General features: G+C 68.9%; 19 protein-coding genes. 8 read left to right on the top strand and 11 right to left on the bottom strand.

Annotated features, from left to right (window positions below):
* Positions 1-115: 115 nt before the first annotated feature.
* The 4 genes from IEX50_RS17625 to IEX50_RS00315 all read left to right on the top strand — a co-directional run bounded on the left by IEX50_RS17625 (position 116) and on the right by IEX50_RS00315 (position 3,425).
* Positions 116-244 (top strand): hypothetical protein, encoded by a 129-nt coding sequence (locus IEX50_RS17625; RefSeq protein WP_260160465.1) that lies wholly within the window; start codon positions 116-118, stop codon positions 242-244.
* A 75-nt stretch (positions 245-319) separates the two neighbouring features.
* On the top strand, positions 320-679 hold the full coding sequence (locus IEX50_RS00305) for a hypothetical protein (RefSeq protein WP_184075094.1): 360 nt from the start codon (positions 320-322) through the stop codon (positions 677-679).
* A gap of 82 nt (positions 680-761) precedes the next feature.
* Positions 762-1,757 (top strand): ribosome small subunit-dependent GTPase A, encoded by a 996-nt coding sequence (rsgA, locus tag IEX50_RS00310; protein WP_157177481.1) that lies wholly within the window; start codon positions 762-764, stop codon positions 1,755-1,757.
* 84 nt (positions 1,758-1,841) lie between these two features.
* Positions 1,842-3,425 (top strand): Na+/H+ antiporter, encoded by a 1,584-nt coding sequence (locus tag IEX50_RS00315; protein WP_157177482.1) that lies wholly within the window; start codon positions 1,842-1,844, stop codon positions 3,423-3,425.
* A 6-nt stretch (positions 3,426-3,431) separates the two neighbouring features.
* On the opposite strand, the gene IEX50_RS00320 is transcribed toward IEX50_RS00315, so the two are convergent.
* Positions 3,432-5,279 carry a putative bifunctional diguanylate cyclase/phosphodiesterase gene (locus IEX50_RS00320; protein WP_229673539.1) on the bottom strand — a complete coding sequence of 616 codons (1,848 nt, stop codon included), beginning with the start codon at positions 5,277-5,279 and terminating at the stop codon, positions 3,432-3,434.
* 123 nt (positions 5,280-5,402) lie between these two features.
* Entirely contained in the window at positions 5,403-6,875 is a 1,473-nt protein-coding gene (locus IEX50_RS00325; RefSeq protein ID WP_157177484.1) for a PAS domain S-box protein, read from the bottom strand.
* 173 nt (positions 6,876-7,048) lie between these two features.
* On the opposite strand from IEX50_RS00325, the gene IEX50_RS00330 reads away from it, so the two are divergent.
* Positions 7,049-7,318: a GlsB/YeaQ/YmgE family stress response membrane protein gene (locus IEX50_RS00330; protein ID WP_157177485.1), complete on the top strand. Its 270-nt coding sequence runs from the start codon at positions 7,049-7,051 to the stop codon at positions 7,316-7,318.
* A 33-nt stretch (positions 7,319-7,351) separates the two neighbouring features.
* Here IEX50_RS00330 and IEX50_RS00335 read toward each other — a convergent pair whose 3' ends face one another.
* Both IEX50_RS00335 and IEX50_RS00340 read right to left on the bottom strand, forming a co-directional pair.
* On the bottom strand, positions 7,352-8,185 hold the full coding sequence (locus IEX50_RS00335) for an alpha/beta hydrolase family protein (RefSeq protein WP_157177486.1): 834 nt from the start codon (positions 8,183-8,185) through the stop codon (positions 7,352-7,354).
* The gene (locus tag IEX50_RS00340; RefSeq protein WP_157177487.1) at positions 8,185-9,111 is read right to left on the bottom strand and encodes an L-lactate dehydrogenase; all 927 of its coding nucleotides are present in this window, start codon (positions 9,109-9,111) and stop codon (positions 8,185-8,187) included. The genes IEX50_RS00335 and IEX50_RS00340 overlap by 1 nt, the downstream gene beginning before the upstream one ends.
* 231 nt (positions 9,112-9,342) lie before the next feature.
* Between IEX50_RS00340 and IEX50_RS00345 the strand changes: the two genes are divergently transcribed.
* Entirely contained in the window at positions 9,343-10,845 is a 1,503-nt protein-coding gene (locus tag IEX50_RS00345) for an MFS transporter (RefSeq protein WP_229673540.1), read from the top strand.
* Positions 10,845-11,888 (top strand): serine hydrolase domain-containing protein, encoded by a 1,044-nt coding sequence (locus IEX50_RS00350; RefSeq protein WP_157177661.1) that lies wholly within the window; start codon positions 10,845-10,847, stop codon positions 11,886-11,888. Before IEX50_RS00345 ends, IEX50_RS00350 begins: the two co-directional genes overlap by 1 nt.
* Here IEX50_RS00350 and dacB read toward each other — a convergent pair.
* The 7 genes from dacB to IEX50_RS00385 all read right to left on the bottom strand — a co-directional run bounded on the left by dacB (position 11,865) and on the right by IEX50_RS00385 (position 21,426).
* On the bottom strand, positions 11,865-13,274 hold the full coding sequence (dacB, locus tag IEX50_RS00355) for a D-alanyl-D-alanine carboxypeptidase/D-alanyl-D-alanine endopeptidase (protein WP_229673541.1): 1,410 nt from the start codon (positions 13,272-13,274) through the stop codon (positions 11,865-11,867). The two genes, IEX50_RS00350 and dacB, sit on opposite strands and share 24 nt — an antisense overlap.
* The gene (locus tag IEX50_RS00360) at positions 13,274-14,158 is read right to left on the bottom strand and encodes a LysR family transcriptional regulator (RefSeq protein WP_157177489.1); all 885 of its coding nucleotides are present in this window, start codon (positions 14,156-14,158) and stop codon (positions 13,274-13,276) included. Before IEX50_RS00360 ends, dacB begins: the two co-directional genes overlap by 1 nt.
* A complete protein-coding gene (locus IEX50_RS00365; protein ID WP_157177490.1) occupies positions 14,155-15,405 on the bottom strand; it encodes a dicarboxylate/amino acid:cation symporter in 1,251 nt (416 codons plus the stop codon). The genes IEX50_RS00360 and IEX50_RS00365 overlap by 4 nt, the downstream gene beginning before the upstream one ends.
* Positions 15,402-16,394: an N-acetyl-D-Glu racemase DgcA gene (gene dgcA / locus IEX50_RS00370; protein ID WP_157177491.1), complete on the bottom strand. Its 993-nt coding sequence runs from the start codon at positions 16,392-16,394 to the stop codon at positions 15,402-15,404. Before dgcA ends, IEX50_RS00365 begins: the two co-directional genes overlap by 4 nt.
* Positions 16,352-17,389, bottom strand: a complete 1,038-nt coding sequence (gene dgcN, locus IEX50_RS00375) for an N-acetyltransferase DgcN (RefSeq protein ID WP_157177492.1) — start codon at positions 17,387-17,389, stop codon at positions 16,352-16,354. Before dgcN ends, dgcA begins: the two co-directional genes overlap by 43 nt.
* Before the next feature lie 102 nt (positions 17,390-17,491).
* A complete protein-coding gene (locus tag IEX50_RS00380) occupies positions 17,492-19,072 on the bottom strand; it encodes an N-acyl-D-amino-acid deacylase family protein (RefSeq protein ID WP_157177493.1) in 1,581 nt (526 codons plus the stop codon).
* Positions 19,069-21,426, bottom strand: coding sequence for a penicillin acylase family protein (locus tag IEX50_RS00385; RefSeq protein ID WP_157177494.1), 2,358 nt, complete (start codon positions 21,424-21,426; stop codon positions 19,069-19,071). The genes IEX50_RS00380 and IEX50_RS00385 overlap by 4 nt, the downstream gene beginning before the upstream one ends.
* A gap of 311 nt (positions 21,427-21,737) precedes the next feature.
* On the opposite strand from IEX50_RS00385, the gene IEX50_RS00390 reads away from it, so the two are divergent.
* A complete protein-coding gene (locus IEX50_RS00390) occupies positions 21,738-24,698 on the top strand; it encodes a TonB-dependent receptor plug domain-containing protein (protein ID WP_157177496.1) in 2,961 nt (986 codons plus the stop codon).
* The last annotated feature ends 77 nt before the right edge of the window (positions 24,699-24,775 follow it).

Raw genomic sequence — 24,775 nt, forward strand, 5'->3', positions numbered from 1 at the left:
ATGCGGTCGCGGCAATCGGGGGGCTTCCTTAACGACGGATTTACCTATGCCGTGCGCCCAGTCCAATTGTGATCACCGTCATTCGCCGGGAAAGGCGCAGATCGACGATGCGGGCGTGAAGCGCGCGCGATGCCGGATCTGCGGGCTGAAGCTGCGCCGCGGGGTGGGTACGCGGACGTGGATCATCGCGGACAGCATCGGCGCGCCGGCTCGGCCGGACGAGCGGCGGGCCGAGTTCGGGTAGCGCGCGGCCGGGATCGGCCCTAGGCGAGCCTGTAGACGTCCGCGGACAGTGCGGCGTTCGGAACGGAGGATCGCGGTGGTCGTGGCGGCAAAGGCGTGGGACGGCGGCATCGTCCGGATCTGGCTGGAGAAGCGCGTCGTCGCGGCGCGGGCGGAGCAGGTTTCGGCCGAACGCGGCGGGCGGGCGCAGCAGGACGATTGCGACAAGGCGACTGCCGAGGAGATGGTCTGCACGCTGTTAAAGGGGAAGCCCGCGGTGGACGACCAGCAGGCGTTCGCGGGCGAATTGCGGGCGTTGCTGGAGCGCGACGACTATGTCTGGCGCGGCGTGTATGACGACACGCGGTTCGACCGGCATGTCCGGACGTTCGTGCGCAAGCTGATCCGCATGGCCAAGACGAACGACGGGTTCGAGAATGTCGCGCACTATCAGTGAGGGCAGGTGCTTTCGTGGGGCGCTTGGCCCATATCGGCACGTGACCGCGGAACGGTCGCGATGAAGGATGCGCGCGCATTTTATGGAAACGACCGACGAGACGCTGGACGAGCTTGGCTGGAACGCGCATTTCGCTGCGCAGGTTTCGGACGACGAGGCTGATTACTGCCATCCGGTCCGGGTGATGTCGGTGCATCGCGGCAAGATCGCGGTGGCGGGGGCGGGATCGCGCGGGTTCGTGGCACCGTCGATCCCGGGGGCCGCGCCGGGCGACGATCATCCGACGGTGGGCGACTGGTTGCTGATCGACGGCGCGTCGCAGCTGCCGCTCCGCGTGTTGGGGCGGATGAACCTGTTCAAGCGGCGCGCGCCGGGTGATCCGCGCAAGGAGCAGATGATCGCTGCGAATGTCGACACGGTGTTCATCGTCGCATCGTGCAACCAGGATTTCAGCGTCGCACGGCTCGAACGCTATCTGGTGCTGGCGCGCGAGGTGGGCGTGCATCCGGTGGTGGTGCTGACCAAGACCGACCTGACCGACGACGTGGACGGGTTCGTGGCGGCGGCGCGCGCGATCGAACCGGGATTGCTGGTCGAGCCGGTCGACGGGCGCGATCCGGCAAGCGTCGCGCGGCTGGCGACATGGTGCGGGCCAGGCAAGACGGTGGCGTTCCTCGGATCGTCCGGGGTGGGCAAGTCCACGCTGGTCAACACGCTGCGCGGGTCGGACAGCATCGCGACGCAGGCGATCCGTGCGCATGACGGCACCGGCCGGCACACCACGACGGTGCGGGAAATGCACCGGCTGGCGCTGGGCGGCTGGCTGCTCGACTTGCCGGGGATGCGCGAGTTGCAACTGACGGAGGCGGCGGGCGGCATCGCCGAGGTGTTCGACGATTTCGCGCTGGTGGCGCAGGATTGCCGCTTCTCGGACTGTTCGCACGGCAAGGAGCCGGGCTGTGCGGTGCGTGCTGCGATCGCGGAGGGCACCCTGACCATCGAGCGGTTCGAGCGCTGGCAGAAGCTGGAAGCGGCCGAAGCGGTCGTCGCGCGCCCGGCCAAGCGGCGGTCGCGCTAGCGGCGGCTTGCCGGGGTGGGAAGGGTTGCCCGCGGTGCCCGTGCATGCAAGGCGGGCGCTTCGGTGAACGATCGGGACGATGATATGGACCCGGTAGAGAATTTCGAGCTGATCATCGCGATGTTCCTGGCGGTGCTGGCGCTGCATTATGTCGCGCGGCGACTGGCGCTGCCGCCCGCGGTGGCCCTGCTGACCGGTGGCGGGGCGCTGGCGTTCGTGCCGGGTTTGCCGACGGTGGCGATCGATCCGGAACTGGTGCTGGTCATCTTCCTGCCGCCACTGCTGATGGACGGGGCGTGGTTCACCGCGCTGGCGTCGTTCCGGCGGCATATTGCGGGCATCCTGTCGCTGGCGGTTGGGGCGGTGTTCTTCACGACCGCGGTCGTGGCGGTGGTCGCCAAGCTGCTGATGCCGGCGCTGCCCTGGGCGGCGTGCGCGGCGCTCGGCGCGATCGTGTCGCCACCCGATGCGGTGTCGGCGCGTGCCGTGTTGCAGCGGGTGAAGCTGCCGCGCCGGCTGTCGACGTTGCTGGAGGGCGAGAGCCTGCTGAACGATGCCGCCGGGCTGGTGCTGTTCCGGTTCGCGGTGGCGGCGATGCTGACCGGCAGTTTCAGTCTGAGTGAGGCGGCGGGCAGTTTCGTCCTGCTCGTCGTGGGCGGGATCGCGGTCGGCGGGGCGATCGGGGCGCTGTGGGTGCTGTTGCTGCGGCGGCTGGGCGACGATCACCTGATGATCGTGGCGACGGTACTGGTGTGCTGGTCCGCCTATATCGCGGGCGAGATGCTCGATGTGTCGGGTGTGATCGCGACGGTGGCCGCCGGGCTGACCTGCGGCTGGTACCAGCATGTCGTGTTCGCGGCGAGCGTGCGGTTGCGCGCGCATGCGTTCTGGCAGGTACTGGTGTTCCTGATGGAAGCGGCGGTGTTCATGCTGATCGGCTTTTCGCTGCGCGGGGTGCTCGACCGGGTCGGGGGCGTGGGTGTCGTATTCGACACGATGGCTGGGCCGGTGCTGCTGATCGTACTAGCGGTGATCGTCGCGCGGTTCCTGTGGGTGTTCGGCGTGGACGGCGTGCTGATCCTGCTGCGCCGGTTCGGCTGGAGCGGGGTCCGGCCGCTCGGGGCGGGATCGGCGCTGATCATGAGCTGGGCGGGGATGCGCGGCGTGGTGACGCTGGCGGTCGCGCTGTCGCTGCCCGACACGATGCCGGGGCGCGACATGATGCTGGTGACGGCGTTCGCGGTGATCCTGGTCACCGTGCTGTTGCAGGGGACGTCGCTCGGGCTCGTCATCCGGATGGCGGGCAAGGACGATGTCGATCCGGCCGCGCCGCCGCTCGACCTGCAGGCGGCGGAGAACGCGGTCTACAAGGCGCAGCTGGCGGCGGTGGAGGGGCTGGCCTTTTCAGAGGACGGCCGCGAGCTGCACCCGCAACTGCTACGCCGCTATCGGACGCGGGCGACGGCGTCCGACAGTTTCGAGGGCACGGCGGAGGAGCGCACGGCGGCGATCGACAGCCATTTCGACACAATCATCGCCGCGGTCGATGCGGGCCGGGCGGCGCTGGTCCGGATGCACCGGGACGGTCAGATCGACGACGAGATCCTGCACGACCTCGAACGCGACCTCGACCTGGAGGAACTGGCGGCGGCCGCGGCGAAGGGCTGAGCGCGGTTAGTCGCGGCGTTCGGCGGAGGGCAGGAGCTTTTTGAGCGAGGGCTCGTTTCCGGCGGGTTGCGAACAGTCGAGCAGCAGCGTGGTGATGGTCGTGCGATCGACTGCACGCGAGAAGAGATAGCCCTGCCCCAGAACGCATCCCATCGATCTCAGGAGCTGTGCCTGATCCTCGGTCTCGATCCCTTCGGCGACAACCCGGATGTTGAGCTGCCCCGCGATGCGGATCAGCCCTTCGACGATCGCCATGCTGCCGTCGCCGGGGTGGAGCCGATCAACAAAGCTCTTGTCGATCTTGATGATGTCGACGGGCACGGTCAGGAGGTGGGTGAGCGAGGCGAAGCCGGTACCGAAATCGTCGAGCGCCACGCGCAGGCCCTTTGACCGGAGCGCCTTGATCGCGCGTTCGGTGACGTGGTCGCCGTGGCCCATATAGACCGATTCGGTGACTTCGAGGATCACGTGCTTCAGTGGGACGGCGTGGGCGTGGAACGCCGCCTCCAGCACCTGATCGACGCGGCCATGAATGTCGGCGGACGACACGTTGATGCCGACATGCTGGATCGGAATGCCGAGATCGAGCCAGCCCCGCACGTCGGCGGCGACCAGCGCCATCATCCGCGCGGTCAATTCGGTGGCGATGTGGACGTCGGTGGTGGCCTCGTGGAACAGTGCAGCCGGGACGATCCGGTCATCGACCCGCATGCGGCACAGCGCCTCCAGCCCGACGATCTCCAGCGTGTCGAGCCGGACGATCGGCTGGTAATAGGCTTCGATCCGGCCCTCGCGCAGCGCCAGATCGACGTCCTGAATGGCGGTGAGGCGGCGCGTGATGCTGGTCCCGAGCCCCGGCCAGAAGCGCACGAAGGCACCGCGGCAGCTTTCCTTGGCATGGTACAGTGCGAAATCGGCATTCTGGTGGACCTGTTGCGGGGTCGGATCGTCCGTGGCGACCAGCGCGCCGCCGATCGTGCCGCGCGGCACGACGATGTTGCCGCCGCAATCGGCGGGGCGGACCAGGACGGCCAAGATACGCTCGGCCGTTTGGGCAAGGTCGGACAGCGCGTCCGGCGACTGGAGGATGACGGCAAATTCATCGCCGCCGAGCCGGAAGGCGCGGTCCGGGTGGACCGCCTCGGAAATCCGTTTGCTCGCGATCTGCAACATGCAGTCGCCGGTGGCATGACCGAAGATGTCGTTGGCGATCTTCAGATTGTCGAGGTCGATGACGAGCAGGCCCCAGGCGCCGGGCACGTCGCAACGCAGATGGCGCAGGGCGGCGTCGAATGCTGCGCGGTTGTTGAGGTTCGTCAGTGCATCGGTGAAGGCGCGGCGTTCATGCTCGACGACCCGCTGGTGCCGTTCGATCGCGATGGCGCTGAGATGCAGACAATGCGCGACGACGTCCTGTTCCGCATCGCTCGGCCCGCGGCGGTCGCGATAGTAGAGCGTGAAGGTTCCGATCGCGTCGCCCAGTCCGTTCAGGATGGGGCTGGACCAGCAGGCTAGCAGGCCGAGCGGAAGCGACAGATGCCGGTAGCGGTGCCAGTGCGGATCGGTCGCGATGTCGATCGTGGTGACGCCGGTGCGGAGATACGCGGCGGCGCCGCACGACCCGGAGTCGAGACCAACCGCGACACCGTCGAACTGGCGTGGATAGTCGTCCGGCAGGCTGGGCGCGGCGAGCGGGTGAAGCGTGTCGTCGCCATCGACGGTCATGACCGAGCAGACCACGCCGGGCAGCAGGCGTTCGACCTCGACGCAGAGCCGCACCGCGGTGCGTTCCAGCGTCTTACCCTTCGCGATCATCTCCAGGATGACGTTCTGGAGTTCGATCAAGGATCCCACGAGATTAAAGCCACTATCAAACAGTCGGCCGGCCTATTTGCCTGCGGCCGAGTCAGTAGCGCCTTTTCGTTGACGAAACCTTAGCATGGGTTGGTCGACAGACGTCGCCCGCCCGGCTCGGGTTCAGGCACCGACGCCGCGTTCGTGCGCCCAGACGATGGCGGCGCTGCGGCGGTTGACGCCGATCTTGGCATAGAGCCGCGCGACATGGTTGCGCACCGTGTTCCGCGATAGGCCGAGCTTGTCGGCGATCGCGGCGTCGTCGAGATCCTGACAGATCAAATCGAGCACTTCGCGCTCGCGCTTGCTGAGGTCGGTCGGCGGGGCGGCAGCGGCGGTGCCGCGCGGGTTCCGCAGCGTGGCGAGCTTGTCCATGATCGATCGGCTCAGCCAGTTGGCGTCCTTCATCACCGCCTCGATCGCTTCGACCAGTTCGAGTTCGCCGCGGCGGCGGGTGGATATGTCCTGATAGAGCCACAGCACGCAGGGCGCGCCGTCGACGCTGATCCGCTCGGCGGAGACGAGGCAGTCCGCCGTCGCGCCGTTGCGGTGAAGTAGCCGGACGTCGTGCGCACGGAAGCCGCCATGGTCGCGGATACCCTGTTCCAGCGTGCGGCGTTGCGCGGCGTCGTTCCAGAGGTGGAGATCATCGGCGACGCGGCCGATGACGGACGGCGCGTCGTAGCCGGTGAGCGCGGTAAAGGCGGTGTTGACCTGCGTGATGCGGTTGTCGTCGCCCTGCGTCACGACCATCGCAACGGGGGCCATTTCGAAGACCGAGACAAAGTGCCGTTCGCTGGCCTGGAGGGCGCGTTCGGCCTGCCGGCGTGGTTCCAGATCGGCGAAGGTGAAGAGCAGGCAGTCCTCGTTCGCGACCTCGATCGGTTGGCCGGCGAGGACGACGAGCGTGCGATCGCCGCCGGCGAGCGGGAGCTCGGCCTCGAGCTGTGGCACGGTGCGACCATTCGCCACGCGGTCCTTCACATAGGCCTTGCGATCGACCTGATCGAGGAAGTCGAAATCGAACAGCGTCTTGCCGACGATCTGGTCGCGGTCATAGCCGGACAGGTCAAGGAAACCCTGGTTGACCAGGACGTAGCGCTGGTCGGCGACGCGGATGATGAGTGCGGGGGCGGGGTTGGCGTGGAACATCGCCTCGAACCGGTCCTCCGCATCGAACCGTTCGGTGACGTCGTTGATGACGAGGCCGAGACAGTCGGGTTCGCCGCCGTCCTGGTCCATGACGATGTCGCGGACCTGGTGGACCCAGCGTGGCTCGTCCGCGCCGACGGGGGACACCTCGACGATCAGGTCGGGGAAGCTTTCACCGGCGAGCAGGCGGGTGAGCGGATAGTCGCGGCGGTGGAGGTTGTGATGGTCGCGGTAGCGCAGCGCGAAGCGGGTGGCGTAGTCGTCGACCGTCGCGCCGAGATCGGCGAGTTCCTTCACGCCGTGCATGCGGAGTGCGGCAGGGTTGGCGCTCAGGATCGTGCCGGTCGGGTCCATCAGGATGACGCCCTCCAGCAGGCCGGTCATCAACTGCTCCAGATGGTGAAGCGTGAGCGCGTGGAGCGGCTTTGGCTGGGACTTGGTCATGGAGACCAAGCGCGGGACGGGGGGCGGGGTTCCGTACCCCAGCGGGGCGGATGCACCAATCGAGTTGGTGTCTCTGTACTAACCCCCAAATTCCGCTCGTCGAACGAAACTGAACTTCCCGGCGTCACGGTCTGTTGATGCTGCTGTACCAATACCCAAACAGGAGCAATACCATGAACCTCATCATCCTTCTCATCGTCGGCGGCATCATCGGCTGGGTCGCCAGCATGATCATGCGGACCGATGGCCAGCAGGGCATCTTCCTCAACATCGTCGTCGGGATCGTCGGCGCGGTGCTCGCCGGCTTCATCATCACGCCGTTCTTCGGCGGTGCATCGATCATGGACGGCGCGCTGAACATCCAGTCGATCCTGATCTCGCTGGTCGGTGCGATCATCCTGCTGGCGATCGTCAACATGTTCCGTCGCGGTTCGGTCCGCTGATCGGACGGGGACCGCGCCCTGGCGGCGCGGTCCCTAGAGCGTGATCGACAGCAGCCAGCCGAGCACCACGCGTTGCAACGCGAGACGGTGATCCGAGTAGCTGTGATCGGTCTTAAGATGCGATCGGGACATGGTCCCGGTCGCATTTTTCATGGCGGAGGCGAGGGCGTCGCTGCCGGGGGTGAAGCCGTCGTCCGATGTGCAGAGCAGGAGCGGGCGGTCTGCGAGTGCGGGGGCGTAGTTTCGCAGGTGGAGATCGTCCGAGTGCGAGGCGGCTTCCGCTGCAAGGGCTTCGGGCGACGTACGTGCGAGGATTTGCAGTCCTCTGCTTGTGCCGACATTCTCGTCGACGACTTCGACCGCTTTCTCCTTCGGCAGTTCGCCGAACGCGCTGCCGAGGTCGGCGGCGGAGATCAGCGCGACGGCGCGGACGGTCGGGCGGTTGGCGGCGACGTGTGCGGCGATGAAGCCGCCCATGCTGTGGCCGATGACGACCAGCGCGTTCGGGTCGATGTGCAGGGCGGTCGCGTCGCGGAGCCAGTCGTGGACGGTCAGCGCATCGGCGATGCAGTTGGCGAACGAGAAGGCGCCGGGGCTGCCCCACGATCCGCGATAGTGGAAGGTCAGGACGTTCCAGCCGGCGCGGCGGAGCGACTGGGCGAGATCGACATTCTGTTCGTTGCCCGGCAGCCCGTGGAGCAGCAGGACCGTGGAATGTGGGCCACGGCCGGCGGCGGTGTAGAAGAGCGCGTTGAGCGTTTCGCCGCCGCTCGCGATCGCCTGCGCCAGCGTTTCGGCGGGGAAGTCCGCGTCCTGCTGCGGATCCTGCGTCAGGGCGCGTTCGACCGCGGCGGCGACGGCGTCCATCAGTCGATCCCGGCGAGCGTTTCGCGCAGCGTGTCGGCCGAGGCGAGGAGCGCGGTGCGTTCGTCCGCGGACAGGTCCGGCGTCAGGACGCGCAGCACGCCGGTTGCACCGATCAGGCAGGGGAGGCTGAGATAGACGTCGTCGATGCCGTACTGGCCGGTCACTCGGGTTCCAACCGGGAGCACGACGCGTTCGTCGCGCTGGACCGCTTCGCAGATCCGCACGATGGCGCTGGCGACGCCGAACGATGTGTAGCCCTTGCCGTGGTTGATCGCATAGCCGGCGCGCATCACGTCGTGGGCGATCGCGGCCCGGTCGAACGTTTGTTTGCCCAGATACGCGTCGAGCGTGAGGCCGCCGATCCGGACGGTGGAATAGGCCACGACCTCGCTGTCGCCATGTTCGCCGAGGACCATCGCATCGACCGCGCCGGGGGCGACCCCGAGCTGTTGTGCGATGCGCTTGCGGAAGCGGTTGCTGTCGAGCAGCGTGCCGGTGCCGATCACCCGTTCGGGCGGCAGGTCGGATGCGGCTTGCGCGACCTGCGTCATGGCGTCGACCGGGTTGGACGACACGACGAGCACGCCGTCGAACCCGGCGCCCATCGCGTCGGCGATGCAGGCGCGGACGATCGCGGCGCTCTTCGTGGCGATCGAGGTGCGGGTTTCGTCGCCGTGCGTGGCGGCGCCGGCGGTGAGGACGAGGATGTCGGCGGACCGCGCATCGGCATAGTCGCCGGCCCAGATACGCGCGGGGCGGGCGATGGCGTTGGCGTCCGCGATGTCTGTCGCCTCCGCCACCGCACGGTCCGCGTCCTTGTCGATGATCACGATCTCGGAGAACAGGCCGCGAAGCATCAGCGCGTAGGCGGCGGTGGCGCCGACATTGCCGGCACCGACGATGGCGACGCGGGACGAAACGGACATGCGATGATCCTTGGGTTTTGCGGGCGGCGCGAACTGATGGGCCCCGCTTATGGTGCCGAACGACTACAGGCGAACAATCGGCATGTGACGAAGGTTCATGCCGCCGTGTGGGTCGAGTGGTTCCGCGGCCGGCATGCCGCGGTGTTATCCGGGCATAACCGCGGGTGATCGGTCGCTTGACTGGCGGGCGGGATGCCCCGACGCTCGAGGATTGCGATGTGCGGAGCCGCCATGACCGATCTTGCCGCGACCGCGGTTCATTCCGACGATATCGCGAAGCCCGCGACCGACCGGCGCGGCATGTTGCTGTACGGCCTGCTCGGGTTCGCCGCGGGCTTGCCGTTCTACATGTTCTCGACCGTGCTGGTGCTGCGGTTGCAGGCGCACGGCGTGGCGCTGACGGTGCTGGGGTTCTTCGCCTGGGTGCAGTTGCTGCCGACGCTGAAGTTCGTGTGGGCGCCGTTGCTCGACCGGTACGATATCCCCGGGTTCGGGCGCTACTGGGGCAAGCGGCGCGGGTGGATCATGCTGGCTCAGCTAGGCATTTTCAGCGCGATGATCGCGATGGCGGCGACGTCGGACGATGCGAACCTGGCGGTGACGGCGTTGTTCGCGGTGCTGCTCGCATTCTGGACGACGACGCTGGAAGTGGCGGCCGATGCGTGGCGGATCGAGCTGTATCCCTCGCAGGAGCAGCAGGGGCCGATCGTCGCGGCGAACCTGTGGGGATATCGCAGCGCGATGGTCGCGGCGGGCAGCGGGGCGCTGCTGATCGCGGCAGTCGGCGGCTGGGCGCTGGCCTATCTGCTGATCGCGGCGGCGGCGTTGCTGCCTTTTCCGATCCTGGTGGCGATGCGCGCGGATGCCGACGGGACCGGCGGGCGTGTCGCGGCGCTGACGACCGGGCTGATCGCGAGTGCGGTAATCTTGGGCGGCGCGCTCGCGGTGACCGCCGCGGTCGGCTGGGTGCTGCTGGCAATCGCGGCGCAAGCGGGGATCGACGCGGGCAGCAACGTGACGCCGTGGGTGCTGGGGATGTGCATGCTGCCATTCGTGGCGATGGCGATCGCGCTCCCGCGGATCCGGCGGTCGCGGGCGGACTCGGCGCTGCGGACGTCGACGGCGCTGGGGCCTTATGTCGATTTCTTCTGGCGCTACGGCTACGCCGCGATCCTGCTGATGGTGTTCGTGTCGCTGTACCGGATGGGCGACGTGCTGGCGCTCAACCTGTCGAAGCCGATGATCAAGGAGCTGGGCTATTCGCTGACGCAGATCGGGCGGGCAGACAGCCTGGTGGCGCTGGGCGCAAGCGTGTTGGGCGTCGGGCTGGGCGGGCTGATGGCGGCGAAGCGGCCGATGGCGTGGGCGCTGGCGGTGGGCGCGGTGGTCGCGGCGATCGGCAATTTCGGGTTCGTCTGGCTGGCGCATCAGCGGGTGGATGAGGGGTTGCTGTATATCGCGACCGCGGCGGACCAGTTCGGCAACGGGTTCGCCGGGGCGGTGTTCGTCGTCTATTTCTCGCTGCTAGTGAACCCGCGCTATCCGGGGGCGCAATATGCATTCCTGACCGGTTTTGCCTTTCTGTTGCCGCGCCTTCTGGCCGGGGCGGGCGGCGCGATGGTGGGATCCATCGGCTATGACGGCTTCTTCCTGCTGTCGGGCGTGGTGAGCCTGGCGGCAATCCTGTTCGTGCCCGCGCTGTCGCGTGTCAGGGCGCGGAGCGAAGAGGCATGATGCGCGATCTGGAAGCGGTAGCCGATGCGGCGTTCGGGGCGGCCGCGGCGCATGTCGCGGACGGGCGGATCCCCGGTGCGGTGCTGGGGATCGTCACGGCGGACGGCGCGCGGGCGGTGCGCGTGGCCGGACTGGCGCAGCGCCTGCCGGTGCCGGAGCCGCTGACCGCGGACCACTGGTTCGACCTGGCGTCGGTGAGCAAGGTGATCGCGACGACGACGTTCGTGCTGCGGCTGGCAGAGGAGGGGCGGATCGACCTCGATCAGCCGCTGACCGACGCAATCCCGGATTTGCGACAATATGACGTGGGGGGGGCGGCGGAGCGGCGGCTGACGTTCCGCGACTGCCTGGTCCACCGGACGTTCCTGCCCGCGGTCGAGCCGATCTATACCTATGGTGACGATCCGGCACGGCTGCGCGCGTTCGTGCTGCAGCGGGAGTGGCGGCATGGGCCGCCAGTCTATTCGGATATCAACTTCATTCTGCTCGGGATCGCGGTCGAGCGGTTGACCGGCGCGGGCTTGGATGCGTTGCCGCTGGGCGACGGGCTGAGCTGGGGGCCGCCGCCTGGACCGGCGGTCGCGACTGAGTTTTGCCAGTGGCGCGGGCGCGTGCTGTCGGGCGAGGTGCATGACGAGAATTGCGCCGCGATGGGCGGGCGGACCGGGCATGCCGGGCTGTTCGGGACGGTCGACGGAGTGCTGGGCTACGCGCAGGGGCTGCTCGACGGGAGCGGGGCGACGCCAAAGATGCTGGCGGCGATCCGGACGCCGGTCGAGGGGCACCGGACCGCCGGGTGGGAGATCCGCTATCCGGGCTGGTCCGGGGGCCAGGCGTGCTCGGCGACGACGATCGGGCATACCGGGTTTACGGGCACGGGATTGTGGGTGGATTTCGATCGGGGGGTGGCTTGGACGCTGCTGACCAACCGGGTGCACCCGACCCGGCATTTCGATAGCGGCATCTTCACGCTGCGACCGGCGACCGGGGACGCGCTGGTGGCTGCTCTGGGATCGGGCCTAGTGGGCGGCGGCGAGGGCTAGCAGCGCGCGGTCGATCGCGGCCGTGGCGGAGGCGTCGCTCGGCATGTCGTTGGCCAGCGCGGAGAAGGTGAGCGTTCGGCCACGGGCGGTGGTGAGGAAGCCGGAGAGCGCGCTTGCGGCGTTGAGCGTACCGGTCTTGGCGAAGATCCTGCCTTCCAGCGCGGTGCCGCGGAAGCGGCGGGCGAGCGTGCCGTCGGTGCCGCCGATCGGGAGGGTGGTGCGCCAGGACGCGCCCCAGGGCTGGGTCTGCGTCCAGCGGAGGAAGCGGACCGCGGCGCGCGGGGTGAGGCGGTTATAGTTCGACATGCCCGAGCCGTCCGCGAAATCGTAGGTCCAGCGCGGGACGGCGGCGGTGTCGAGCAGCCTGACAACCGCGGCGCGGCCGTCGGCGACCGATCCGGTTCCGGTGACCGCGCCGACGCGGCGGAGCAGCAGTTCGGCGTGGAGGTTCTGGCTGACCTTATTGGTCGTGCGCAGATCGTCGGCGAGTGGCGGCGGGGTGAGGCGGGCCAGGACCGGTTGCGCGGGAGCGTGCGGGGCGGGGGCGGTCCCCCGGACCGCGGGATCGTCGCTCGGGGAGAGCGGGCGGTGGCGCGTGGCGATGGTGCCGGTGACGCGGACGCCGAGCGTGCGGAGCAGGGCTGCGAGCCGCCAGGCGGCGCGGTGGGTGGGGTCGTCGAGGCCGGCGGTGAGCGTTTCGGGTGAGCTGCCGGCGGGGATTGTGCCAGTAATGCGAAGCGTGTCGTCGCCGGGGGCGCGGGTGACCGAGAGCGCCGCGATCGTTCCGGCGGTCGTGGCGCGGTTGACGATGCGGTAATAGCCGTCGCCGGCGATCGTCGGGGCCGCGCCGGGAGTGGCGGGGGCGATGGTGACGGTCATGACATTGTCGTCGATGTTGAGCGCGGAGACAGCGGTGCCGGAGCGGGAGGGCATGTTGTTCCAGCTCATGCCGAGTGGCCAGCGTTCGTCGGGAAACGCGCTGTCGTCACCGATCACGTCGTGGACCGTGCGGGTCTTCGCGGCGACCGCGCGGGCGAGGTCGATCAGGCAGTCGGTGACGCAGTCTGCCGCGCTCGACAGGCGGGCGTCGCCGTGGCCGGTCAACACGACGTCCTGGCCCTCCAGCCGGACGGTCGCGCCGCCGGTGGCGTCCGGGCCTTGCGTATCGAGCAGCGCGAAAGCGGCGGCGGTGGTGAACATCTTGGTATTGGAGGCGGGGACGAAGCGGTCGTCGGGGCGGATCGTGACGATCTCGCGACCCGTGTCGTCGGCCACGACAAGACCGATGCGCGTGCCGGGGCCGGCGGTGGCGAGCGCTTGCGCGACCGGATCGGGCGGGCTGGCGGCGACAAGCAGCAGCGGAGCGAGCGCGAGGAGGAGGCGCATCATGGGGCCTCGATCACGTCGCTGAGCAGCGCGAGGAACTCGCTGGCGAGCGCACTGGGTGGGCGGTCGAGCAGGTGCATGGCGTGGACGTCGAAGGTGAGCGGGGGTTTCAGCGAGCGAACCGCGAGGCCGGGGGCGATCGACGCATCGGCGGTGAAGCTGTCGACGACGGTCAGGCCGACGCCAGCGCGGACCAAGGCGGCGGCGATGTAGAAGGTGCGCGCCGACGCGACCTCGTCCAGGTCGAGCGCCAGCCGTTCGAGTTCGGTGCTGAACAGCTGGCCAATCGGGCCGCTGGCGGCGAGCGTGATGAATGGCCGGCCGACGAGTTGCGCCAGTTCGAGCCGGGGTGGGGCGTCGGGCATGTCCTCCTCGCGGTAGAGTACGACCAGTTCGCCCTCGCCCAGCCAGACCTGGCCGAGCGGGGCACCGCGTGGAACCTCGGCTGCGATCGCGATGTCGGTTTCGCGTTCGTAGAGCTTGCGGAGGAGGTCGTCGTGATGGACGGTCTGGAGATCGAACCGGACATCGGGGCGGATCTTCAGGAAGCGTGACACCGCGGTCGGCAGCGCGCCGAGTGCGAGGCTGGGGAGTGCGGAGATGCGGAGCGTGGTGCCCGCACCGGCGCGCAGGTTGCGGCCCGCCTCGCGCAGTGCGCGCACCCGTTCCTGGATGTTGGCGACGTCGCCGAACAATGCGTGCGCGTCTTCCGTGGGCACGAGCCGGCTGTTGGTGCGCTGGAACAGTTCGAAGCCGAGGAGGGTCTCGGCATGGCGCAGCGTCTTCGACACCGATGGCTGCGAGATGTGGAGCGCGCGGGCGGCGGCGCTGACCGATCCGTTGACGTAGACCGCGTGGAAGATTTCGATGTGGCGCAGATTCATGCCGGTGATGTGCCCCTGTAGCGTGCTTCGTCGAGGCCATGTTCGGCGCGCGCGACGAGCGTGGCGACGGTCAGGTTGGCCGAGGCGGACGGGACGGTGCGGGTCATGTCGAGCAGCCGGTCGAACGGCAGGACGAGGCCGACGACGAGTGCGGTCTGTTCCGCGCCGACGCCGACCGCGGACAGCATCGCGGCGAGCATGAAGAGGGAGGCGGAGGGAACCGGCGCGGTGCCGAACGCGGCGAGTGCGCCGGTGAGCAGCATGATGCTTAGCATGCCGGCGTCGGGGACGATGCCGAGCGCCTGCAACGCGAACTGGCCGAGAAGGCCGACATACATGGCGGTGCCGTCTTTCCCGATGCTGGCGCCGAGCGGAAGGACGGTGGAGGCGATCGGGCGGGCGATACCGAGATTGTCCTGCGCGACGCGGAGCGCGACGGGCAGCGTAGCGGACGATGAGGCGGTGGAGAAGGCGACCGCCAGCGCATCGACGATGCCGCGGAAGAAGCGCGCGACCGGGAGTCGCGCGACGGCCACGATCAGCAGCGCGTGGACGAGAAACATCTGGACGAGCGAGGCGAGCACGACGCAGAGTGCCAGCCAGCCGACATTGACGAACACCGCCATGCCGCCGCCCGCGACCGCGCCGGCGATGAGCGCGAGCACGCCGAACGGGGTCGCCTCCATCACGATACGGACGATCTGGAGCAGGACGGCGGCGGCGGATTGCAGCAGCGCGACGACGGGCTTGCCGGCATCGCCCGACACCACGCTGCCGACGCCGAGCAGGATCGCGACGAAGATGATGGCGAGCATGTCGCCCTTGGCCAAGGCGTCGACGATGTTGGTGGGCACGATGCCGAGCAACTGGTCGGCGGGCGAGACGGGCGGCCCCAGGACATGCGGGGCGATGCCGGCGAGCGCGATGCCCTCGCCGGGGCGCAGGACGAGGCCGAACGTCATGCCGATCGAGACGGCGAGGAGCGTGGTGAACGCGAACCAGCCGACGGTGCGCCCGCCGATGCTGCCCAGCCGGCGCGGATCGCCGAGCGAGGAGATGCCGGCCGCGATGGTGACGAGCACCACGGGCACGACGAGCATCTTGATCAGCCGCACGAACAGGTCGCCGACCAGCCGGATCGCGGCGGCCCCGGCGGGCCAGAGCAGGCCGAGCGCGATGCCGATCAGGAGCCCGGCGACCACCCGCTTCCACAGCGGAATCGTGAACCAGCCCCGCAGCAGCCTCAAGTCGGGGTGCCCCAGAAACCCGGCGCAGGTGGGGAGAGCATGCCGGCATGATCGGTGACGCCGCCGCGGCGATCCTCTGCAAGCCAGAGCGGCCCGTCGAGATCGACGAACGCGGCGCGGCCGGCGAGCAGCAGCGCAGGCGCGATGCCGAGCGACGAACAGACCATGCACCCCACCATCAGCCCGAACCCCTTCCGCTCCGCGGTATCGGCAAGCATCAGCGCTTCGGTCAAGCCGCCAGTCTTGTCGAGCTTCACGTTGACGACGGTGTAGCGGCCGGCGAGCGCATCGAGATCGGCGGCGGTGTGGAGCGATTCATCGGCACAGATCGGCACGCGCGACGCGAACCCGGTAAGTGCGCCGTCGGCGTCGGCGGGGAGTGGCTGTTCGAGCAGATCGACGCGGTAGTCGACGAGCAAGTCCTGCAGGCCGGTGACCTCGTCGATCGACCAGCTTTCGTTCGGGTCGACGATCAGGCGCGGGGCGGGGGCGGCCGCGCGGACGGCGGCAATCTGCGCGGCGGCATGGTCACGGTCGACCTTGATCTTCAGCAGCGGGACGTCGGCGACGCGGACGGCGGCGGTGGCCATCGCATCAGGCGCGTCAAGGCCGATGGTGATCGCCGATGCGACGGACGTGGGTTCGGACAGGCCGGCCAGCGCCGCGACCGTGGTGCCGGCGAGTTGCGCGTCGAGATCCCACAAGGCGCCGTCGACCGCGTTGCGCGCCGCGCCGGCAGGCATGATACGGAGCAGTTCGGCGCGGCCGGCTCCTTTCTGAAGCAGGGGGGTGACCGAAGCGATCGCGGCGAGTGCGCCCTCGATCGTCTCGCCGTAGCGCGCGTAGGGAACCGCCTCGCCGCGGCCGACTAGCGTGCCCTGCGCGATCGTGACGGTGACGACGTCGGCTGCGCTCTTCACCCCGCGCGAGATGCGGAACGGGGTGCTCAGGCCGAAACGGTCGTGGCGGGCTTCGAGGCGTCGCAGCATGTCAGCATCCAGTCGATGATCGGATCCGCCCCGAACCGGTAGGGATCGGTGCAGGGCAGGCCGTGGGTGTCCGCGACTTCGGAACATAGCCGTCGTGCATCGGCTTCGTCGAGCGCGACCGTATTGAGCGCGATGCCGACCGCCTGCACGGCCGGGCTGGTCAGCCGGCCGACGGACAGGTTGGCGGCGAGGCAGTCGGTGACCGAAGGGAGCTGGTAGTGCGGCAGGCCGCGCATGTGGGCGCGCGACGGGTCGTGGCAGAGGACGAGCGCGCGGGGCTGCGCGCCGTGGAGCAGGCCGGTCGAGACGCCGGCGAAGGAGGGGTGGAAGAGCGATCCCTGGCCCTCGATCAGGTCCCAGCCGGCGTCGTGGCGCGCGGGGGTGAGCTGCTCGATCGCGCCCGAGATGAAATCGGCAACGACCGCGTCGACGGGGACGCCGGAGCCGGCGATCAGGATGCCGGTCTGGCCCGTGGCGCGGAAGTCCGCGGCGATGCCGCGGGCGTGCAGCGCATCGCGCAGGGCGAGCGTGGCGTACATCTTGCCGACTGAACAGTCGGTGCCGACGGTCAGCAGGCGGTTGCCCGCGCGCGGCAGGCCGGTGCCGATGGGCAGGTCGGCGGGTGGATCACGGACATCGAACAACGTCACGCCGGCGGCGGCTGCAGCGCGGACGAGACGGGGTTCGTCGCGCAGCCGCTGGTGCAGGCCGGATGCGACGTTCAGCCCCGCGGCGATCGCTGCGAGCGCATCGTCGATAAGAGCGGGGCTCATCCGCCCGCCGGCATTGGCGATGCCGAGCACCAGCGTACGGGCACCGGCAGCGCGGGCTGCGGCCGCATCCATACGCGGCAGATCGAGCGTCAGCGGGCAATCGTCATGCCGCCATTCACCAAGGCAGTCCGCCGCCCGGAAGGCGGCCAGGCCGCGCGAGGTCTTGATGCCGACCGCGTCGCTGACATGGCCGAGATACAGGAGGAAGGGACCGGGGATCATCGCGCACCTGCAACGGAGGGGTTGGTCTCCGACATAGGATGCGCCGCCCGGTGTTCGCGCATCATGCTCGTGCCGCGCGCCATAACGTCGGGCTATGCCGGGTCAGGGCGCTGGGCAGTTGGCAGGAGTGGGGCGGAGCAGGACGCGGCCCGCGGCGGTGCCGGTGGTGGCCCCGTCCTGCAACGCGAGCTTGCCGTTCACGAACAGTGCCTTCACCCCCACGCTGGGCACGCGCGGATGCACATAGTCGGCGCGGGGCGCGTAGCCGGTCGGGTCGAAGACGACGACGTCAGCATAATAGCCCGCGCGGAGGTAGCCGCGGTGCTCGATGCGGTACATGTCGGCGGTGAGGCCGGTCGAGCGGCGGATGAAGTCGCGCAGCGTGATGACTTTCCGTTCGCGGACATAGGTCTGATATTTGCGCGGGAAGGTCGCGTACTGGCGCGGGTGGCCGTCCGATCCGTCGGAACTGGTGACGATCCAGGGCTGCTGCATCAGCAGATCGACGTCGCGGTCGGCCATGTTGAAGCTGGCGACGCCAACGCCGGCTGGTTCGGTGCCGTCCTTGTTCGCGACGCGCATGATGCGGATCGCGGCGTCGATCGGATCGGTGTTCCAGGCGGTTGCCATCTGGCCGAGCGTCCGGCCGGTCCAGGGCATGCCCTCGCTGGTCAGCAGGATGGACTCCTTGCCGCCCCGCCGGCGGAGATTTTCGACCATCTCGACCTTGATCCGGGCGAGCGTGGCGGGATCGTCGAACCGGGCGATCAGCTTCCGGTAGCCGCCGTCGCTGGCCCAGCGCGGCAGGAGCGAGGCGTCCACGCTGGAGCCCGAGGCAAGCCACGGATATTGATCGGCGGTGACGTCCTGCCCCGCGGCGCGGGCGGCAGCGATGGTGGCGATCAGTTGCGGGGCCTGGCCTTGAAGGTCGACGCCGAGCGCCTTCAGATGGGCGAAGTGGACCGGCATCTTCGCCTGCCGGCCGATCTCGATCGCTTCCTTGGTCGATCCGATCAGGCCGATCGTGTAGTTCGATTCGTCCCGCTGATGGGTGTCGTACATGCCGCCGCGGCTGCCGGCCTCGCGTGCCACGGCAATGACCTCGTCGGTCTTGGCATAGCTTTGCGGTGCGTAGAACAGTCCGGTGGACAGGCCAGTGGCGCCTTCGCACATCGCTTTGGCTGCCAGCGCCTTTTCCTGCGCGAGTTCGGGGGCGGTGGGGGCGCGGTCGTCCTGGCCAAGCACGCGGCCGCGGATCGCGCCGAAGCCGACGAAGGGCACGAGGTTGGTGCCGACGCCGGCGGCGGTGAGCGTGCGCGCGTCCTGCGCCACGTCTGGCGTGCCGCCGCCGTCGACTCCCATGACGATGGTCGCGACGCCTTGCGCGAGCCACGGCAGGTTGAGGCGTTGCTTCGCGTCGGGGGAGCGGATGTAGGTGTCCGGGTGGGTGTGCGCGTCGATGAAGCCGGGGGCGACGATCTGGCCCTTCGCATCGATGACCCGGGCGGCCGCCGTGCGGCGGGTGGGGCCGACATAGACGATGCGGTCGCCGCTAATCTCGACATCGCCGGTGATCGGGGCGGCGTCCGCGCCGGAATAGAGCGTACCGCCGCGGATCACGACATCGACTTGAGGCGCGGTGGGCGCGGCGAGGGCGAGGGCGGTGAGCAGGAGGGCGTTCATCGGCGGGTTCCCTTGCGTTGACGTGGTCCGCCGAGCGTGGTGCGGGCGGCGCGGTGGGCGTCGACCGCGGCGTGGCTGAACAGCATGGGCAGCATGCGGCCGGCGATCCACGGGGCGTATTGGTCGCGGTAGTGGGCGGAGCGCGGGTCGTTGGACTGGCCGGGCAGGTTGATGAAGAGCGAGTTGTCCCACGCGCCGACATCAACGACCTGCGCGTAGCTCGCCCCGCCGCCGACGCCCCAGCCGGGGCCGTTGCCCAGCCAGCGCGCGCCGACGGTGAAGCTGTCGCCGCCCGACCCTTCGCCCTCGATCGGCGGGAAGGCGGCGGCGATCGCGGGGACGCGCGACAGCGGGTGGGCGATTCGGACCTGGTGAAGTGTGCCCCAGCGCCATTTGGCCGGATCGGGGCCGAGCAGGTCCTGCGCGGTAGCCCAGGCGGCGGCGAGCGCGGCATCGAACAGCGCGTCGCGCGCGGCGACGGGATCGGGGCCGAGCCGGGTGTCGGGGTGGGCGAGGACGCCGAGCAGGATGGTGGGGGCGATTTCCGTCACGAGCGGCTTGGCGCGGTCCGGCACGATCAGAGCGAGAACGCGGGTGCCGAGATTCCGCCACAGGATATGGAAGAGGGCGGCGGGGGCGCTGTCGGCGGTCAGGTTGCCGTCCCAGCCGCGCAGCAGGTCGGCGGCGGGGGAGGGGCGTGGCGGCAGGAGCGTGACGAGTTGTCGGGCGGGGGTGGAGAAACGGTCCTGCTGGAGCGCGACGCTGTCGGCCAGGCTGTGACTGTCCTGCCGCGCCAGCACGCTGGCGATGCGGTCGTAGCGGTAGGTGTCGCGGAACGAGAAGGCCGGTATGCGGTCGCGCGGCCAGCCGGGCGGCAGGTTGTTCTGGTTGGCGGACGCGAACCAGCCCTTGGCGGGGTTGTATTCGCTGGGCAGATCGGTGTGCTTGCGCAAGCCGGTCCAGTCGTAGCGGCCGTCGCCGGGGACGGGGAGCAGACCGTCGCCGGTGCGGCGGATGGGGGCGAAGCCGATCGCCTGCCAGCCGGTGTTGCCGTCCGTATCGGCATAATGGAAGTTGGTGGGCGACGGGTGGATGCGGAACGCCTGCTGCAGCGACGCCCAGTCCTGCGCCAGGTTGATCGCGATCATCGCGAACGATCCTGCCCCGCCGGGCTGCATCGCGACCGAGGCGAGCACGGTGGCGCGGTGGTTCGCCGGATCGTGCATCACGACGGGGCCCATCGCCGCATAGCGCAGCGGGACGGTGCGGGGTGGGGCGTCCTTGACCGCGATGCTGTCCTCGACCGTCGTTAAGCGCGCCCAGCCGCCGGCGTGGCGGTAGCGTTCGGGGTTCTGCGGATCGAGGTCGAGGACGAACAGATCCTCCTGATCGATATGGAAATTGGTGCGGCCGAAGGCGAAGCGATCGGTGTGACCCTGCATGATGCCGGGCAGGCCGGGCGCGCCGCCGCCGATCACGTCGAGCCCCGGCGCAGTGAGGTGCGCGACGTGGCGCGGGCCGAAGCCGCCGATGCCGAGATGCGGATCGTTGGCCAGGATCGGCCGGCCGGTGGCGGAGCGGGCGGGCGCGATCGTCCAGGCATTGCTGCCGGCGTTGGCGCGTTCGGCCTGCGTGTCGATCGGCTCGGTCGGCGTGCCGGGGCCGAACGGGAGGCCACCCTGGCGCAGGACGCCGAGATCGGCGGGGGACACTTTGGAATAGTTCAGTCCCGGCGGGACGTGCATCGGCCAGGCGGGGCGGAGCGGAGCAACAACCGCGTCGAGATGGAGCAGGCCGAGTGCGGCGAGCTGTGCGCGGCGGACCTCGTCGTCCGCGTTGCCGATCGCTGCGCCGCGGGCGAGGACGAGTTCACGGACGTCCCACTTCATCGGCGCGACGTCGAGGATGCGATATTCGAGCGGGAGGAGTGCCGGGTCGGCGGCGAGTTCGTCGATGCGCGCGTTGATGCCGGCCACATAGGCGCGCGCGCAGGCCAGCACGTTGGCGTCGATGCGCGCGAGTTCGGCGTCCAGATCGCCGCGGTAGTGGAACAGCCGCGCGACCGCATCGAACCGCGCGAAGTCGGCACCGTAGACCTCCGCCATCCGCCCCAGTTCGCGGCGGTGGCCAAGATCGATCTGGAACAGCCGGTCGCGCGCGACGACATAGCCCTGCCCGAAGAAGGCGTCCGGGATTGACGCGGCGCGGATGTGCGGCACGCCGTAGATGTCGTCGACGATCTCGATCGGGGCATCGAGACCGGGGAGTGTCGCGTGGGCAGGCGCAGCGGAGAGCGTGCCGGCCAGCGCTACCGTGGCGGCGGACCCGCAGAGAAATGCGCGACGGTCGATCATGGGCATTTCCCCTGCTGTGGACCCGCGGGAGGCCAGGTGCGCGGTGTCGCGACCGCGCTATGTCGGACGTCGTTCTGGACCATAAGCGCGGCGATGGCGAGGCGGCCATAATCGTGGGCTATGGTTTGATGCAGCGATCGATGCGGGGAAGCCCTTGACGCCCGTCCTCCCCACCGCGCAGGTTCGGGTTTCCGGCACGATCGGCGGCATGTTCCCAAAGGAACAGGATGACCGGATCGGCAGGAACGCAGGGGGCGACAGCAGCGGGCGCGGTAACGGCCAGCTGGTACACGGGCGTATCGGGGGAAATCATGACAGTTTTCGGAACAGAGCGGCGCTATTCGGCATGTCGGGCGAGCACGCTCGCGGGTTTTTCCAGCCTGGCGACCCTGGCGATCGCGGTCTGTTTCGCGACACCCGCAGCCGCGCAGACCGGCCCGGCCCCCGAAGCGCAGGCCGAACCGGCGGCCCCGGTGACGACCACGGCACCGGATCCGTCGAGCGATGAGGTCACGGTCACCGGCACACGTGTGGCGCGCGACGGTTATTCCGCGCCGACGCCGCTCAACATTCTGACCCAGGCCGAAATCCAGAATTCGTCGCCGACCAACAACATCGCCGATTTCGTCAACCAGATCCCGTCCGTCGCGGGCAGCACGCGGCCGTCCAATTCGCGGCTCGCGATCAGTTCGGGGCTGTCGGGGATCAACGCGCTGAACCTGCGTGCGCTGGGCGAGATCCGGACGCTGGTGCTGCTCGACGGGCGGCGGTCGGTCGGGTCGACGGTGACCGGGCTGGTCGACGTCAACACATTCCCGCAGGCGCTGATCAAGAGCGTGGAGATCGTGACCGGCGGCGCATCGGCGGCCTACGGGTCGGACGCGGTGGCGGGTGTCGTGAACTTCGTGCTCGACAAGAAATATGAGGGGCTGAAGCTGTCGGCCGACACCGGCATGACGGAGCGCGGCGACGGGTTCAACACGTCGGTCAACATCGCGGCGGGCAAGTCCTTTGCCGAGGGGCGTGGACACATCCTGCTGAGCGGCGAGATTGCACGGCGCGACGGCATCTTCCAGGTGGATCGCGACTGGAACCAGGGCGGGTTCCGGACGATCGCCAACCCAGCCTACACCAACACGAACGGCCTGCCGCAGAACCTGGTGCGGAGCAACACAGGCACCGCCAACGCGTTGCCCGGCGGGATCATCGTCAATTCGGCGGGCGGCACCGCCAACCGGCTGCGCGGCATCTATTTCGGCCAGGGCGGTTCGGTGAACCAGTTCAACTACGGCACGGTCAACACCGCGACGCTGACCGGGGCGACCGCGCCGTCGCTGACGACCGGCGGTGACTGGGCGCTGGCGGACAACAACCGCAACATCGGGCTGGACGCGGACGACGACCGGCGCGGTGCGTTCGGGCGGGTCAGCTACGAACTGGCGCCGTGGATCGAGGTGTTCGCCGAAGGATCGTACAACTGGCAGAAGTCGCTGTTCAACGCCGGGCCGCAGCTGTCGACGACGACCGTCCTGCAACGCGACAACGCGTATCTGATCAACGCGCTGGGGGCCGCGCAACTGGCGGGCATCACGTCGGTGACGTTGGGTACGACCGCGGTCGACCTGCCGTACCGCAAGAACAACAACCAGCGCGACGTGCAGCGTTATGCGATCGGCGCGGAGGGCGATTTCCAGTTGTTCGGCAAGAAGGCGATCTGGAACGCGTACGGCCAATATGGCGAGACCAACACGCACGAACAGCTGCGCGACATCCAGAACGTCGCGCGAGTGAACAATGCGAACGACGCGGTGTTCGCGCCGGCCGGCAACGCGCTGGGCGTGCCGGCGGGCACGATCGTGTGCCGGTCGAGCCTGACCGCGCCGACCAACGGATGTGCGCCGCTGAACCGGCTGGGCACCGGCGTGGCGAGCCAGGCGGCGATCGATTATGTGCTGGGCGATCCGTATCGCGACCAGAAGCTGCAGCAGACGGTGGCCGGCGTGAACCTGTCGGTGACGCCGTTCGCGACCTGGGCCGGCGACGTCAGCGTCGCGGTAGGCGGCGAGTACCGGAAGGAAGAAGTATCCGGCTATGTGCCGACCGAGTTCCAGACGGGCTGGTCGGTGGGCAATTTCCTGCCGACGTTCGGGCAGTACAACGTCAAGGAAGCGTATCTCGAAACGGTCGTGCCGCTGGGCGCGGGGATCGAGTTCAACGGGGCGGTGCGCGGCACGGATTATTCGACGTCGGGCTATGTCACGACGTGGAAGGTGGGTGCCACGTGGCAACCGATCCCGGACATCCGGTTCCGCGCCACGCGGTCGCGCGATATCCGCGCGCCGAACCTGAGCGAGCTGTTCCAGGCCGGCACGTCGCGCACCAACACGCTGACCGACAACCGAACGCAGCCGGCGCGGACGGGCGTGACGTTCCGCGAGACAACGACGGGCAACCTGGACCTGCGGCCGGAGAAGGCCAATTCAACGAACATCGGCGTCGTGCTGCAACCGCGGTTCCTGCCCGGTTTCTCGATGTCGGTCGACGCGTATGAGATCAAGCTGCGCGATGCGATCGGGCAGTATTTCGCGCAGGACATCATCGATCGCTGTGCGGAGGGGCGACAGGAGTTCTGCGCCGCGTTCGGCCCCGATCCGACGGGCGACCGCGAGCTGTTCTTCCGCGCCAGCCCGTTCAATTTCAGCAAGGTGACCAACCGCGGCATCGATTTCGACGCGACGTACAGCTTGCCGCTTGACCGTGTGTTCGCGGACAGCGACGCGACGCTGACGATGCGCGGCATGGCGACGCGCTACATCGACAATATCGTCGACAGCGGCGTGGCGATCCCGGTCGACCTGGTCGGGCAGAACGGCAATGGCGGGACGCCGAAGTGGCTCTACCGCGTCTCGGGGACGGTCGACCTGCCGACCTTCTCGATCACCGCGACGGGGCGCGGGATCAGCTCGGGCACCTATGCCAACACCTATATCGAGTGCCAGACCGACTGCCCGGTCGGGCGGACCGCGGCGGAAGTGGCGCAGTTCCCGACGATCGACGACAACAGCGCGCCGGGGCTGTTTTACGCGGACCTCAACCTGACCACGAAGGTGGACCTGGCGGGGAAGGGCGACGGACAGCTGTTCCTCAACGTGACCAACTTGTTCGATCGCGATCCGCTGTTGTTGCCGGAGGGCGGGTTGTCGGCGAACTCGACCTACAGCGACCTGTTGGGGCGGGCGTTCCGGGTGGGGATCCGGATGGCGACACGGTGAGAGTTCGCGGGAGGTGAACTCCACCTCCGTTCGGTTCGAGCTTGTCGAGAACGTGGCGCGGCGTTCTCGACAGGCTC

This window comes from Sphingomonas prati, assembly GCF_014643515.1.
Taxonomy (GTDB): domain Bacteria; phylum Pseudomonadota; class Alphaproteobacteria; order Sphingomonadales; family Sphingomonadaceae; genus Sphingomonas_R; species Sphingomonas_R prati.

Excerpts from the sequence above, each read along its gene's own strand:
- IEX50_RS00325 (WP_157177484.1), bottom strand. The coding sequence starts at position 6,875 with ATGACCAAGTCCCAGCCAAAGCCGCTCCACGCGCTCACGCTTCACCAT.
- IEX50_RS00380 (WP_157177493.1), bottom strand. The coding sequence starts at position 19,072 with ATGAACGCCCTCCTGCTCACCGCCCTCGCCCTCGCCGCGCCCACCGCG.
- dgcA (WP_157177491.1), bottom strand. The coding sequence starts at position 16,394 with ATGCTGCGACGCCTCGAAGCCCGCCACGACCGTTTCGGCCTGAGCACC.
- IEX50_RS00385 (WP_157177494.1), bottom strand. The coding sequence starts at position 21,426 with ATGATCGACCGTCGCGCATTTCTCTGCGGGTCCGCCGCCACGGTAGCG.
- rsgA (WP_157177481.1), top strand. The coding sequence starts at position 762 with ATGGAAACGACCGACGAGACGCTGGACGAGCTTGGCTGGAACGCGCAT.
- IEX50_RS00345 (WP_229673540.1), top strand. The coding sequence starts at position 9,343 with ATGACCGATCTTGCCGCGACCGCGGTTCATTCCGACGATATCGCGAAG.
- IEX50_RS00330 (WP_157177485.1), top strand. The coding sequence starts at position 7,049 with ATGAACCTCATCATCCTTCTCATCGTCGGCGGCATCATCGGCTGGGTC.
- IEX50_RS00390 (WP_157177496.1), top strand. The coding sequence starts at position 21,738 with ATGACAGTTTTCGGAACAGAGCGGCGCTATTCGGCATGTCGGGCGAGC.
- IEX50_RS00335 (WP_157177486.1), bottom strand. The coding sequence starts at position 8,185 with ATGGACGCCGTCGCCGCCGCGGTCGAACGCGCCCTGACGCAGGATCCG.
- dacB (WP_229673541.1), bottom strand. The coding sequence starts at position 13,274 with ATGCGCCTCCTCCTCGCGCTCGCTCCGCTGCTGCTTGTCGCCGCCAGC.
- IEX50_RS00315 (WP_157177482.1), top strand. The coding sequence starts at position 1,842 with ATGGACCCGGTAGAGAATTTCGAGCTGATCATCGCGATGTTCCTGGCG.
- IEX50_RS00340 (WP_157177487.1), bottom strand. The coding sequence starts at position 9,111 with ATGTCCGTTTCGTCCCGCGTCGCCATCGTCGGTGCCGGCAATGTCGGC.
- IEX50_RS00360 (WP_157177489.1), bottom strand. The coding sequence starts at position 14,158 with ATGAATCTGCGCCACATCGAAATCTTCCACGCGGTCTACGTCAACGGA.
- dgcN (WP_157177492.1), bottom strand. The coding sequence starts at position 17,389 with ATGATCCCCGGTCCCTTCCTCCTGTATCTCGGCCATGTCAGCGACGCG.
- IEX50_RS00350 (WP_157177661.1), top strand. The coding sequence starts at position 10,845 with ATGCGCGATCTGGAAGCGGTAGCCGATGCGGCGTTCGGGGCGGCCGCG.